At 59.6% G+C, this 12,339-nt stretch carries 13 protein-coding genes; 10 read left to right on the forward strand and 3 right to left on the reverse strand.

Going from position 1 to position 12,339, the window contains the following annotated elements:
- Positions 1-35: 35 nt before the first annotated feature.
- On the reverse strand, positions 36-161 hold the full coding sequence (locus ABIB56_RS17900; RefSeq protein ID WP_354570593.1) for a GrpB family protein: 126 nt from the start codon (positions 159-161) through the stop codon (positions 36-38).
- Between the two features lie 693 nt (positions 162-854).
- Between ABIB56_RS17900 and ABIB56_RS17905 the strand changes: the two genes are divergently transcribed.
- From ABIB56_RS17905 to ABIB56_RS17945, 9 genes are all read left to right on the forward strand, one after another.
- Entirely contained in the window at positions 855-992 is a 138-nt protein-coding gene (locus ABIB56_RS17905) for a lasso RiPP family leader peptide-containing protein (RefSeq protein WP_354570581.1), read from the forward strand.
- A 119-nt stretch (positions 993-1,111) separates the two neighbouring features.
- A complete protein-coding gene (locus tag ABIB56_RS17910) occupies positions 1,112-2,914 on the forward strand; it encodes an asparagine synthase-related protein (RefSeq protein ID WP_354570582.1) in 1,803 nt (600 codons plus the stop codon).
- The gene (locus ABIB56_RS17915) at positions 2,911-3,186 is read left to right on the forward strand and encodes a lasso peptide biosynthesis PqqD family chaperone (RefSeq protein ID WP_354570583.1); all 276 of its coding nucleotides are present in this window, start codon (positions 2,911-2,913) and stop codon (positions 3,184-3,186) included. Before ABIB56_RS17910 ends, ABIB56_RS17915 begins: the two co-directional genes overlap by 4 nt.
- Positions 3,179-5,479 (forward strand): lasso peptide biosynthesis B2 protein, encoded by a 2,301-nt coding sequence (locus ABIB56_RS17920; protein ID WP_354570584.1) that lies wholly within the window; start codon positions 3,179-3,181, stop codon positions 5,477-5,479. Before ABIB56_RS17915 ends, ABIB56_RS17920 begins: the two co-directional genes overlap by 8 nt.
- A gap of 177 nt (positions 5,480-5,656) precedes the next feature.
- Positions 5,657-6,577: an ABC transporter ATP-binding protein gene (locus ABIB56_RS17925; RefSeq protein ID WP_354570585.1), complete on the forward strand. Its 921-nt coding sequence runs from the start codon at positions 5,657-5,659 to the stop codon at positions 6,575-6,577.
- The gene (locus ABIB56_RS17930; protein ID WP_354570586.1) at positions 6,574-7,374 is read left to right on the forward strand and encodes a hypothetical protein; all 801 of its coding nucleotides are present in this window, start codon (positions 6,574-6,576) and stop codon (positions 7,372-7,374) included. Before ABIB56_RS17925 ends, ABIB56_RS17930 begins: the two co-directional genes overlap by 4 nt.
- A gap of 23 nt (positions 7,375-7,397) precedes the next feature.
- Positions 7,398-8,210, forward strand: a complete 813-nt coding sequence (locus ABIB56_RS17935) for a hypothetical protein (protein ID WP_354570587.1) — start codon at positions 7,398-7,400, stop codon at positions 8,208-8,210.
- A gap of 82 nt (positions 8,211-8,292) precedes the next feature.
- The gene (locus ABIB56_RS17940; RefSeq protein ID WP_354570588.1) at positions 8,293-9,480 is read left to right on the forward strand and encodes a sensor histidine kinase; all 1,188 of its coding nucleotides are present in this window, start codon (positions 8,293-8,295) and stop codon (positions 9,478-9,480) included.
- 3 nt (positions 9,481-9,483) lie between these two features.
- A complete protein-coding gene (locus ABIB56_RS17945) occupies positions 9,484-10,179 on the forward strand; it encodes a response regulator (protein WP_354570589.1) in 696 nt (231 codons plus the stop codon).
- A gap of 498 nt (positions 10,180-10,677) precedes the next feature.
- On the opposite strand, the gene ABIB56_RS17950 is transcribed toward ABIB56_RS17945, so the two are convergent.
- A complete protein-coding gene (locus tag ABIB56_RS17950) occupies positions 10,678-11,055 on the reverse strand; it encodes a GNAT family N-acetyltransferase (RefSeq protein ID WP_354570590.1) in 378 nt (125 codons plus the stop codon).
- A 503-nt stretch (positions 11,056-11,558) separates the two neighbouring features.
- Between ABIB56_RS17950 and ABIB56_RS17955 the strand changes: the two genes are divergently transcribed.
- Positions 11,559-11,732 carry a hypothetical protein gene (locus ABIB56_RS17955; RefSeq protein WP_354570591.1) on the forward strand — a complete coding sequence of 58 codons (174 nt, stop codon included), beginning with the start codon at positions 11,559-11,561 and terminating at the stop codon, positions 11,730-11,732.
- 100 nt (positions 11,733-11,832) lie between these two features.
- On the opposite strand, the gene ABIB56_RS17960 is transcribed toward ABIB56_RS17955, so the two are convergent.
- Entirely contained in the window at positions 11,833-12,201 is a 369-nt protein-coding gene (locus ABIB56_RS17960) for a hypothetical protein (protein ID WP_354570592.1), read from the reverse strand.
- Between the last annotated feature and the right edge of the window lie 138 nt (positions 12,202-12,339).

Below are 12,339 nucleotides of genomic sequence, written 5' to 3' on the forward strand. Positions count from 1 at the left end.
ATCGACCGCAGACTCATCCGAGAAGGATGGACCCGCTACCGCTGGATCGGACGACCCACCCGCAAACCGTGACCTATTGACGCAATCTCTAAGTCGACGATCGGCTTCGCCGCGAGCCCCGGAACTGAGGTTGATCCGATGTGCTCAACAGCAATGACAATACCTGGAAGCGCCCCCGAATCCGATCTTGATGATCACGAAATACAGCTGGCCAACGGTCGTCATAGCCGACCAGCTCGAGGTGGTGATTCTCAACACCACCAATTAGCTCGACATCCACCACGTCAATCCGCCGCGGGTTTATGTCCTTCGCCATTTCGTCATCCTCTCATCAACCAGGTCTGTGGTGCCCGCATGCCCAACCTTACTGACGCCCACAGGCCGTTACTGGCATCAAGTGTGGACTTTGACGTGATTGTCAATTCTGGCAGCGTAGAAAAACAATCGAATCCGCTGTCCGAAATCCTCAAGGCAGCTCAATCCAGGTCGGACGATCTGACGGTTGGCGTCTCATACCCAGGGTTGATAGCGGAAATCAACCCGGAGGTGGCGGCTACGTGAGGCGCTGATTCCTAGTCTTTGAGGCAGGTGGGAGAATCCCGGTTCGTCGCCTCCGGCGCTCCCACGAACGGGGGACCATGTGGAGCAGATGGGTGTGTGCCAAAGGGCACCCCTTGTGGTCTTGCCAGGGCCTGGACCCTCCCCCGTCACTATCTCTTGGTACTTCGTTATGCCCGGCATCCGGTCGAGATTGCCGACCTTCCCTGACCACCGTTGGTCAAGGGCAACAGCGACACGGAACTCGACCCCGTCTAGACGCGTAGTCCTCACCTGCGATCACGTGGGTGCGATTCATGACAAAGGAGGTGAGCAGCATGGGCAAGAACTACGAGAAGCCGGCGATGGTTAAAGTCGGCAACTTCACGGCCGTCACGAACGCGACCAGAAATGGCAACTGGTTCGACTTCGTCATCGGCTACTACTGGTTCTAACCAACCAGCGGGACCGCGATGACCACAGGAGTGGGGACCGGTCGCGTTCAGCACGGCCGGCCTCCATTCACTATGTTCAGGTTTCTTGACAGTCTCAAAGATTCAAGGAAGTGAAGTCGATGCGATTCATCGTGACAACGGGCGACGAAGATGAAGTCGTCCGGTTGAGCCGTGAAGTCGGTTCTCATTTGGGAAAGGTTCCGATCGTGCACTCCGTGGGGCGCAGTTGGATCATTGGCGAATGGGCAAAGGACGACTTCGTCACTGCCGAGGTCGACGGCCGCGATCTGACTTTGCTCGGACGCGTGAACACAACATCTAGGTTACTTGAGGCCGAGTTGACCGCCTATCGGACTCCGGAGGACGCCTTCACGATCTTCCGACGCTTTTCCGGCTCATATTTCACCATTGTGTCTTGGCCAGGACAGGTGTTGATGTTTGGAACACTTTCCAGCATCCGACAGGTTGCATTCGCAAAACAGCGGTCCCGGACGCTCGCCTCGAATGACGCGGACCTTCTGCGCTCTCTGACCGGGGCCCAACTTGAGACAGATATCCTTCCCCTGCTCCTTGTGAGCTTAAAGCCCCCGGCTACGCTCGCACATCGCAGCCCCTGGCAGGGTATTAAAATCGTCGAGCCGAGTGACGCGTTCTATCTCGATGACACAGGTGCCGCGCGGACTGGCACGCGATGGATGCCTCCACGATCACTGCAATCGCTCGAGGAACTCACTGAACCACTCCGCCGCGCGCTGGTGAACGCAGTAGCTGTTCGGCATCGGACTGGTCCGGTCAGTACCGATTTGTCTGGTGGCATGGATTCGACAACTCTGGCTTTCCTTTCCCATCAACAGCACCAGAACCTCGTTACGGTATTTCAATCGGCTCTCGATCCCAGCAATGACGACCAAGAGTGGGCTCGCTCAGCCCATCGTCACTTGCCCGGTGCGGTGCACATCGAGTTGCATCCCGAACAAACCTCTCCGTGGTATACCGATTGGCTCGCACGACCTGATGATCCTCTCGATATGCCTATGCCCAGTGGGCGGCTCCGCGGCTACCTGACTCAGATCGGTGCGTTGCTTGCGGAACAGGGTTCCACGACGCATCTAACCGGCATCGGTGGTGACGAACTCTTTCACGGTTCGTTTTCCTTGCTTCGCAGCCTCGTACGGCAGTCGCCATTCACGACATTCGGTGCTGTTCGACGGGCTGGGGCTATGGGTCGATGGAAGACCAGTCAGACGTACGGTGCCCTTCTTCGTAAGGAATCCCTACAGAACTGGCTTAAGCGATCAGCGACTGCAATTGGCCGTCATGCTTCGACCGGTCCCAGTGCTGACTGGGAACCGCCACCGACTGTCCCGCCGTGGGCGAGCACTGCGGTAATCGACGCCGTGCGAGAGGCCATCATGCTCGTCGCTGAGGGGATGACCACCGATCTTGACCCGCTGGACTATGAAATGCTGACCCTCGTTGCACTGAACGGAAGCCTGGTGAGGCGTGTTGCACCGATTTTGGGCACCTTCGGCATCTCTTACGAAGCCCCAATGCTGGACGACCACATCGTGGAACTCGCAATGAGCGTGCGACGGAAAGACAGGGTCAGGGCCAACGAATACAAGCCAGTTCTCAACGCGGTCGCCCGTGGCATCGTCCCACCAGAGCTTCTCGGTCGCCAAACCAAAGGCGACTACAGCCGTGAAGCGTATGCAGGGTTGCGCCAGGCACGCCCGGAGATACTGTCGGAGTTCGCGTCGTCCCGCCTGGAAGCACTCGGACTCATCGATATCGACGCATTCCGCAGGTCGATCAGCGGAGTGCACCCAGACACTCGGGCCTTTCAATTCCTCGACCCAACCCTAGCCACAGAAGCCTGGCTTCGTCATGCATCCGTGACAGCACTTCGGGGGACCGCATGAGCACACCCAACTCACCCCTCGCGATTCGGGACGAGATCACCATTACCCCAACCGACGACGGCTCAGTGGTTCTCGATCGGTGCTCAGGTGACTATTGGCAGCTCAACCAGACAGCCACCTTTATCCTTCAACAAATCGCAGATGGTCTAGACGAGCCGGCCATCATTGACTCGCTCACGAGCCTCTATCCCGATGCTCGCGACAGTGTAACCAACGACGCTTCCGCGATCCTGCGCGGTCTGGTCGAGGCAGGCGTGATTCGTGATGAGTGACTCTGTCGTCAACGCAGCACACACGCGTCACATCCCTGTGGCAGAGAGAACCCGCGCAGTAGTCGCTGTCACAGCCGCACGGTTCATCGCCAAGCAGAAACCAGCGAAGCTGGAGCGGACGTTGTCATGGATCCGTGGTGACGCGACATTACCCACCATGCATGACGCGGAACGTGCTCGCGATGCGGTGCTGGCTGTGAGCGTTCGCTGCTCCGGGCATTGGTGTCTTGACCGCTCGGTCGCTATCGCGTTACTCTGCCGCATGCACGGTCGTTGGCCTGAATGGCACAGCGGGATCTGCACAGAACCTTTCCGCGCACACGCCTGGGTTTCCGTCGACGGGCAACCGGTTGGCGAGCCGGAAGTCATCCAACGACTCTTCATTCCCACAATCTCGGTACGCCCGGTGCCCGCAGCATCCGCGATGCCATCGGCTCCATCGCCCCATCCGGCGACGCGACGAGGCCGGCCGGGAGGCGGTAACGGGAGCGCGACGGATAAACAGCGAAGTACAGACCAGCAGGGTTCGATTGCTTCGCTCTGGCAGCGCCTCGGTCGTCAGAGAACGACGTTTGTGCTCGCGTCGCTGCTCAGCATCGTACAAGCGGCCACCTCGCTCGCGCAGCCCCTCCTGGTCGGTTTACTGATCGGCGCAGTTGGCGCTGGCCAAAATATTGTCGGTTTGACCACGCTCCTTTGCGTGTTGCTGATTGCATCAGCGGGGATACTGGGTATTCAACAGTTCATCCTGTCCCGTCTGGCGGAGACCGTTGTCCGGGATAGCCGGAAATCTGTCGTGCGCGCCCTCCTCAACATGCCGTTTGCCTCTCTCCATGCATATCGGCGGGGCGACCTCCTGTCGCGAGCAACGTCCGACACGCTCTTGCTCCGAGCTGCGCTTCTTCAGGGAACCACGCAACTCATCAGCGGCGCAATCACATTCCTCGGTGCACTGATCGCCATGTTTCTAGTGGATCTTTCCCTGCTCGGGATGACTCTCTGCGTGGTTGCGGTCAGCGTGGCGCTTCTCGCGCTTGTCTCACGCCGACTGAAAGCCCTCTCTGTTGCCTCTCAGGAGAGCATTGGGCAGTTCTCGTCCGCAATCGAACGAGCCCTGCAGGCATTGCCAACCATTCGGTCTCTCAACGCGACGCGACAGGAGATCGCCGCGATCGACACCGCGGCTGACAGGACTTGGTCACGAGGCCTTCAGTTCGCGAGCGTCGCCGCGTGGCTTACGCCTGTGACCGGGATCATCATGCAAACATCCTTGATTTTGGTACTTGGTTTCGGTGGCTACCGTGTTGCTCAAGGCACTCTAGCGATCGCTTCGTTGGTCTCATTCATCATGTATCTCGTCATGCTTCTGGGGCCATTGAGTCAGAGCGTCGGCGCGGTCACCGCGCTGAATCAGGCATTTGCAGCCGACACTCGCCTCCACGAGATCGAACTCAATCAGAGCGAGGACGACGAGACGACTCACAACGAGCCGCTTAACGGCCTGCACGTGGCGGACCACCCGGTGGCAACTGTGCCGACGATTGAGTTCCTTTCCGTCAGCTTCCACTATCCAGATAGTGGCCGCATAGGGTGCGACAATGTGGAATCTTCGGAGCCTGTGCTTCAAAATGTTTCTTTCACCGCGTATGCCGGTGAGCGGATTGGGATTGTTGGCCCAAGCGGGGCTGGTAAGAGCACGATCCTCAGCCTGATCGAGCGCTTCTACGATCCCATCCAGGGAGTGGTGCAGATCAACGGCATAGACTCGCGAACCTTGCCGCGGCCCGATGTGCGTGCTCAGGTTGGATACGTGCAGCAGGAAGCCCCCATTCTCGCCGGGTCGATCCGTGACAATCTGCGGCTCGGAGCGCCGCTGGCGAGCGATGAGGATTGTCTGAATGCGCTCCATGAAGTGAATCTACTTTCGCTCGTGGACCGAAGCATCGACGGACTCGACGCCCGTCTGGGTGACCAGGGTGTGAATCTGTCCGGAGGAGAACGTCAGCGCCTCGCGTTGGCGCGGATCATTCTGGCAGATCGCCCAATTCTGCTGCTGGACGAAGCGACCTCACAGATGGACAGCGATAATGAGCTCCACCTGCAGAGTGCGATTGCGGTCGCGTCGCGGAACAAGACCCAAATCGTCGTCGCCCATCGTCTCTCGACGGTCATGGATAGCGACACAATTCTCGTTCTGAGAAATGGACACATCGAGGCTGCGGGGCCACATCGCGAACTTGTCGCTTCGAACGAATTTTATTTCTCCCTCGCAAGTCAGCAGCACCTCGTCTAACTGGGCCGCCAGCCCAGCCTCGTGGGCAGACGAGGAATTAGCGCAGATACAACCGTGGATTGAGGAAGAACGGGTCAAGAGATCATCCCTCGGTTGGCGGCGCGACTGTGGGGGCAATCCCTACCGTTGAGTGAATTCGACCAGATGGAACGGCCGAGGCCGGCGGAAGAGGAGATAATGACGATCGAAGTGCGTTCCCTAAGCAAGAGGTACGGCCGAACATTCGCAGTCCGGAATGTCTCATTCCAAGTTGCACCGGGCACGGTAACAGGATTCCTGGGACCGAACGGTGCGGGCAAATCGACCACCATGCGCTCGATCGTGGGCCTGGACCGCCCCTCGTCGGGTGAGGCCCTTATCGGCGGTCAGCGATACGCCCAGCTCCGCGCACCCTTTCGCGAAGTCGGCACCTTACTCGAGACGAAGTCCGCTCACCGATCACGCACTGCCTATAACCATCTTCGGGCGGTTGCGGCAACCCACGGGATCCGTCGAAGCCGCGTCAATGAGGTGATCGACCTTGCTGGTCTGAGTTCGGTGGCGAACAAACGCGTAGGCGGATTCTCCTTGGGCATGGGCCAGCGGCTAGGGATCGCCGTGGCGTTGCTTGGTGATCCGCGAATCCTGATTCTCGACGAGCCCGTGAACGGCCTCGACCCGGACGGGGTGACCTGGATCCGTGAGCTGCTTCGCTCCCTTGCCGCGGAGGGAAGAACGGTGTTCTTGTCGTCGCATTTGCTTGGGGAACTCGCCCTGATCGCCCATCATGTCATCGTGATCGGTCGAGGTGAAATTATCTCCGACTCGCCGATGGATGCGCTTACCGCGACGACAGAACGCGTGCGTGTGCGAACCGATCAGGTAGAGGCGCTCGCCCGGCTGGTCGCGGGACCTGGCGTGACCAGCGCGGTTATGACGCAGGACACGATTGAGATCAGCGGTCTGAGCAGCGAACAACTCGCCCGACGTTCGGCCAACTCAGGAATCGTTCTCTTCGAAGTTGTCCCGGTGAAGCGCTCTCTCGAAGAGGCCTACATCGAGCTGACCCGGGGAGCGGTCGAGTATCAGGCAAGTTCCGAGAACGAAGACCCGAAATGATTGCCGCCTTGCCGTCGATCGACGACCGAGCACATCTGAGTTTCACCAGAGTCATCGACTCCGAACGGATCAAGTTCACAACCCTGCGTTCGAACCCAGTAACCCTTCTGATCGTGTTCGCCGCCGTCGCCGGGTTGGGCCTGCTGACGGCCGTGGCGGCGGCCGGGGCTAACGATGCTGCCCATCGTGCCGGAATATTGCCAGGTGACCTCCTCGGAAACGTGTCATGGATCCAGATCATCACCGCGATCCTGGGCGTTCTTTTCATCGCATCGGAGTACACCTCTGGCTCGGCCAGAACTACTTTCCTCGCCGTACCCACCCGTGTCCCTGTGTTGCTGGCCAAACTGCTCGTCCTTGCCTGCGCCGTCTTCATCACGGGGGTTGCGGGTGCCGTTGCGGCAGTGCTGGGCGGTACGGCGATCCTTCATCAATCGTCCATCGAGTTGGTATTGGCACCACCGATAACCCTGCAGCTCATTGTGGGAGCGGGCCTGTATTTGGCGACCACTGCTATCTTGTCACTTGCGCTGGGTGCCATCATCCGGAACGTCGTCGGTGGAATCCTTGCCGCCATCGGCCTCCTGCTGGTGGCACCACTTCTGCTCGGCATCGTCCCGGTCGACTGGATCCACCGGGCGGCATCCTTCCTCCCCGCCCCTGCCGGACAGCTCATCCTCGCCCCAGAAAACGTGGGTGCCGCCCTCACCCCGTGGGGCGGATATCTCGTCCTTCTAGCGTGGACAGTCTGCGCCACCATCCTTGCCGCGATCCTGTTGGTCGGACGCGACGTATGACACTCAAACGAAAGGACACCCCTATGACACTCACAAACACCTCGACTCCTGCAGCAGGCAACGCCACCCTGATGCGTGCCACCCTGTCGGAAGTAATCAAGCTTGCGACTTTGCTCTCGAACAAAATCCTGGCCGGAATCGCACTGCTCATGATTGCCGGGTCCGGTGCTCTCTCGGCGCTCGCGTTGACAACCCGAGCAAGCAACCCGAAGTTCGCTCAGGAGACGATCACCGCCAACCCGTTACAATTCGTCGACAGTGTGCTCTGGGCACAAGTTATCATCGCCATCCTCGCGGTGCTCAGCGTGACCAACGAATACGTTTCGGGACAAATCAAACTCTCTCTACTGGCAACACCAACCCGTATCCCGGTACTTGCGGCCAAGACCATCGCCGTGGCATCGGTCGCGTTTGTGATTGGCGCAGTTGGTGCGCTGCTTTCGCTGTCTATATCCCTGCCGATCATCGGCAGCACGAGGATCGTCTACAACCTCGACCCTGGAGTTGCGGTAGGCCTCATTCTGGGTTCTGGTATCTATCTCGCAGCAATCGCAATCCTGTCCACCGGCCTAGCGATGATCCTGCGAAATGTCATCGCCGCGCTCGCCGTTACGATTCCCCTCATCACCATCCTTCCTGCGATTCTCTCGTCCATACCCATCGAGCCGGTCCGAGAGGCAGTGAGCTTCTTCCCCACGATCGCAGGGCGCATGATCATTTCGAACATGAATACGAGCGTGCCCCTCACGCCCTGGGGAGGGTACTGTGTTCTCCTCGCCTGGGCCGCCATTGCTTGGGCGCTTGCTGCATTCCTCCTCTGGCGACGCGATGCATGAAACCGACCGGTGACACACAAGTTTTGATACGCAATACCGTGTCAGGAGAGAATTGACTTCTAGCCGAAGGACAGATCACGCAATGGACACGCTGAGGATGGAGGCGCAGGAACTCGCGCAGCCATCGTGGCCTCCCTGGGAGTGGCTATCCCGGCGTCCGATCATCTTCGACTGGGTTGTCGTGCTGGCATCCGTCGTACCGCCCCTGATCGCGCTGGTCTTCACAGGCGATTACCGGGCATGGCTGGGCTACCTCACTTTGACGGTAACTGCCATTGCCCTGTTCTGGCGCCGCAAATCCCCGCTTGCGGTCCTCACGATCGTCGTCATCGCCAGCAGCCTCAGCCCGCTGGCACGCCCTGGCTTCGGCTACCCGATGATCCCGTTTGCGTTTGCCCTCTACGCCGTCGCTTCTCTTCGTCCCTTCAGCCGGGCCGCGATCGGCTACGGCATCGGGATACTGATCCCGTTAGCAGTATCTGCGGCTCAGCTCATCTTGGGCTTGGATACCGCGTGGCCAACACTCCTTGACCCATTCGCGCTTCTTGCCCTCGCGCTCGGGCTTGCCGTCCGCAACCGCCGCCAGCGCCGGATCGCGCTCACCGAGCTGGTCAACGAGCGGATCGAGAACGCCGCCATCATCGAACGCGCCAAGATCACCGCGGAAATGCACGACGTCGTCGCCCACTCCATCACCATCATGATCGCCCTCGCAAACGGCGCATCCGTCGGCTGGCAAAAACACCCACAGCGTGCAACAGAAGCCCTGGACAGCATCGCCTCAGTCGGTCGCAGCGCTCTGACTGACATGCACCGGATACTCCAACTGCTCAGTTCCACGGACACGGACCTCGCGGAAAACTTGCACGAATCGGGACATAACCTTCCAACCTTGGAAGAGCTCGCCGAAGTTTTCCGCATCGCTGGGCTACAAGTTAACCTGGTCCGCACGGGCACTCGCCTACCTGATGACACCGCACTCGCATTGACGATCTATCGCATCGTGCAGGAGTCTCTAACGAACATCCTTAGACACGCACACAATGCAACCCACGCCGATGTGGAGATCGCGATCACTAACGACGACGTGGACATCACCGTCATCGACGATGGCGCTTCCCAGAAGCCGCCAAATATACTCGCTGCAGGACAAGGTCTTATCGGCATCCGCGAACGCTCCGCAAGCTACGACGGCTCCAGCGATGCGGGGCCTCTCCCCGTCCGCGGCTGGAGGACCCACGCCCGGCTTTACCTGAAACAACCGGGGTAGTTTATGACTGATCCGCGCTCGCAGGAGATCAGCGTCATCGTCGTCGACGATCAACCCCTCGTCAGAATGGGCAACTCGCTTGTCCTCGACACAGCCGAAGACATTCACGTCGTTGGCGAAGCCGCGAGCGGCGAACAAGCCATAGCTCTGACAGCCCTACTTGCGCCTGACGTTGTCCTCATGGACGTCCGCATGCCCGGTATGGGCGGCCTCGAAGCAACCCGACACATCACAAGGACACAACCCGACACACGCGTCATCGTCCTGACCACCTTCGACCTGGACGAATACGCGTTCGGTGCCCTCAAGGCTGGCGCTAGCGCGTTTCTCCTCAAGAGCACGACACCTACCGCGTTAACTGAAGCTGTACGCATCGTGGCTGCCGGAGACGCAGTGGTTGAACCTCGAATCACACGCCAGCTCATCGATGCCTACTCGGGCCAACGCTATTCCGAACCCGGCCAGCACCCGGGACAACCATCCCAGTTGTCGGACCTCACTCCGCGCGAATTCGATATCTTTCTCGCCATCGGCAGTGGGCTATCGAACCCGGAAATCACTAACGAACTCAACCTCTCCTCCGCAACAGTGAAAACACACATCAACCGGATCTTTTCAAAGCTCCAACTCCGCGACCGTGTCCAAGCCGTCATCCTTGCTTACGAATTGGGCTTGGTCGGACGAGATCCCATCGGATGAGAGTCGTCCTTGTTCCCAACATCGAAGTCGTATTCCAACCTCATCGCCGGCTGCCACAACCTGATGAAGCTGTTCAGCGAACGAGTCAAGGTCACCGCAGTGGCCGCCGCACCGGGAGCCTGACGGAAGCCGGAGCCCTCGGCCCCCTGCCCGGTCAGCCGGCGACCCCTCAGAGCCGGCCGCACCAGCCCTGCATCTCGATAACCGTGCCCACAAAACGCCAGGCCGTTGGAACCAAGTCAGCGGCCACGAACCCGCCATCAACCAACGACGCGATTACTGACCCGCGCCCTTACCAAATCGCGACGGCCACTGACCGAGGTCTGCAATGTGTAGCGCTTCGTCTCGCATCGTCGAGAAACAGCACACCAAACCGGCTCTTCGCAATCCGGGGTGTAGTCGGGGTCTGAATCCGCCGGATTCGAGGGGTCACGCGTCGGTGGGAATACGGCCGCGCCACCCAGCAAGCGACCGTAAGCGGGACCTCCAGTGGGAGCGTTATGGAAGGCGCCGGCGGAAGAAAACCCGCCGGTACCCGTCCTGGCTGGAGCGATGTGTCTCGATGAACCCGTGATGGGAATAGTAAGTGAGGTTCTCGGTCATCGCCTCGTTCGTGTAGAGACGCAACTCTCCCAGGCCCGTTTCGGTAGCGTCGAGTTCCGCCCGACCCAGGAGCTGGCTGCCGATCCCGTGCCCTTGCTCTGCGGGGAGCACCGCGATGTTCTCGATGAGGAGGTAGTGCCTCATCGGCCGAGTGACGAGTAGGCCGACCGGATGGTGCGGGCGTTCCATCAACCACACCCGGGCGGTGGTGATGAGAGTCTCGTAGTCCGCCCCCATCGGGGCGGGCTCCCGTCCGATCCGGGTTACGTACATCTGATACGCAGCTCGTGCCCACCCGTTAATGCGTCGGCGTCCGCGACACCAGCGCGACGCACCCGCACCCCGTCGTCCACTCTCCGATCGTACCGATACGAAGCCACCGAAATTCGGACATCTAAATCGAGAGGATCTGAACTTCGAAGGCGGAATCACCCAACGAGTGCGCTGTTAAGATCGAGGTTCCGTGACGGAACAAGTGCCCGTAAGCAGGCGGGCACGCATTCCACGAGCGAGCTCGCCGAGCTGTTCAACGTTGCTCGCTCCACCGTCTACCGAACCGTTCAACGACATCCCTCGACCACTGAAGCACACCTTCGCAGGCTCCCGTTGCCGAGCCAAACAACCCTGCAACGGGAGAGCCAGAGCGGCAAATATAGGACAAATGATCCGACTGTCGGGCCTGCCGTGGGACGTTTCTCATGGGAAGGGTCAATGGTAATTCACACACCCTCCGATGGCCGACGCGACGATAGAACAGCGTTGGATACACTCGGTAAATGGCTGAGTACATCGAAGACTGTGACGTATATGCTGCATCGTCGTATGCGGTCGCTGTATCACACGGTCATCGCATAAAGCAGAAGGTCAATCTCAAGGCGCGGGTCGACACGGAAACCGGCGAGGTCACGTTCTACGTGCCACTGGACACGATCGACACTTTGCGCGACTAATCGCCGGTCTCGCCGGTCAGCCAAGATCGTGTATCGATTGCGGCCCGGTGATGTCATGCGGTTCGATAGACCAACGCTCAGCGCGACAGGCGACGCGCACTTACTGCTGAGCGCGCCGGCGTGCTCGCAACAGGAGGACGAGCGCGATGATTGCCACCGCCGGAACAATCAGGGCGTCTGAGATGAAGCGGTCATGAGCTTGTTCGGAAAGAGGCAGGCCCAGGGCGATGACGGCCGCCATGGGTGCGGCCACGATGGCGAAAACGGACTCGCCGAGAAACGCGGGCCGCAACCGTGCAAAAAGTCGCTCGATCGAGCTGTCCGGGCCGCCGCGTCGGTTCGAGTAAATGAACGCGAGCGACTGCGAGAGGATGAGCCCGAACAGCGTGAGCGACCAGAATCCGTTGATGATCCCGCCGACGAGGAAGCACGTTGACGGTCCCCAGAATCCGACGATCTGCACCTTCATGAAACGGTTGACGTCAGCCTTCGTCGCGGTCGCGTAAGCCCGGTGTTGACGCCGTTCGAAAACAGGGCCAGAAACGCCAATTGAAAATAGGGCCACCAACCATCATGGAAGGTGATCAATATGGACAATTGGGCAGAG

It is taken from the genome of Glaciihabitans sp. UYNi722 (assembly GCF_040549465.1).
Lineage (GTDB): Bacteria > Actinomycetota > Actinomycetes > Actinomycetales > Microbacteriaceae > Lacisediminihabitans.

Coding starts and splice junctions, on each gene's coding strand:
- ABIB56_RS17935 (WP_354570587.1), top strand. CDS start 7,398: ATGACACTCACAAACACCTCGACTCCTGCAGCAGGCAACGCCACCCTG.
- ABIB56_RS17945 (WP_354570589.1), top strand. CDS start 9,484: ATGACTGATCCGCGCTCGCAGGAGATCAGCGTCATCGTCGTCGACGAT.
- ABIB56_RS17955 (WP_354570591.1), top strand. CDS start 11,559: ATGGCTGAGTACATCGAAGACTGTGACGTATATGCTGCATCGTCGTAT.
- ABIB56_RS17950 (WP_354570590.1), bottom strand. CDS start 11,055: ATGTACGTAACCCGGATCGGACGGGAGCCCGCCCCGATGGGGGCGGAC.
- ABIB56_RS17905 (WP_354570581.1), top strand. CDS start 855: ATGACAAAGGAGGTGAGCAGCATGGGCAAGAACTACGAGAAGCCGGCG.
- ABIB56_RS17925 (WP_354570585.1), top strand. CDS start 5,657: ATGACGATCGAAGTGCGTTCCCTAAGCAAGAGGTACGGCCGAACATTC.
- ABIB56_RS17915 (WP_354570583.1), top strand. CDS start 2,911: ATGAGCACACCCAACTCACCCCTCGCGATTCGGGACGAGATCACCATT.
- ABIB56_RS17940 (WP_354570588.1), top strand. CDS start 8,293: ATGGACACGCTGAGGATGGAGGCGCAGGAACTCGCGCAGCCATCGTGG.
- ABIB56_RS17920 (WP_354570584.1), top strand. CDS start 3,179: ATGAGTGACTCTGTCGTCAACGCAGCACACACGCGTCACATCCCTGTG.
- ABIB56_RS17930 (WP_354570586.1), top strand. CDS start 6,574: ATGATTGCCGCCTTGCCGTCGATCGACGACCGAGCACATCTGAGTTTC.
- ABIB56_RS17960 (WP_354570592.1), bottom strand. CDS start 12,201: ATGAAGGTGCAGATCGTCGGATTCTGGGGACCGTCAACGTGCTTCCTC.
- ABIB56_RS17910 (WP_354570582.1), top strand. CDS start 1,112: ATGCGATTCATCGTGACAACGGGCGACGAAGATGAAGTCGTCCGGTTG.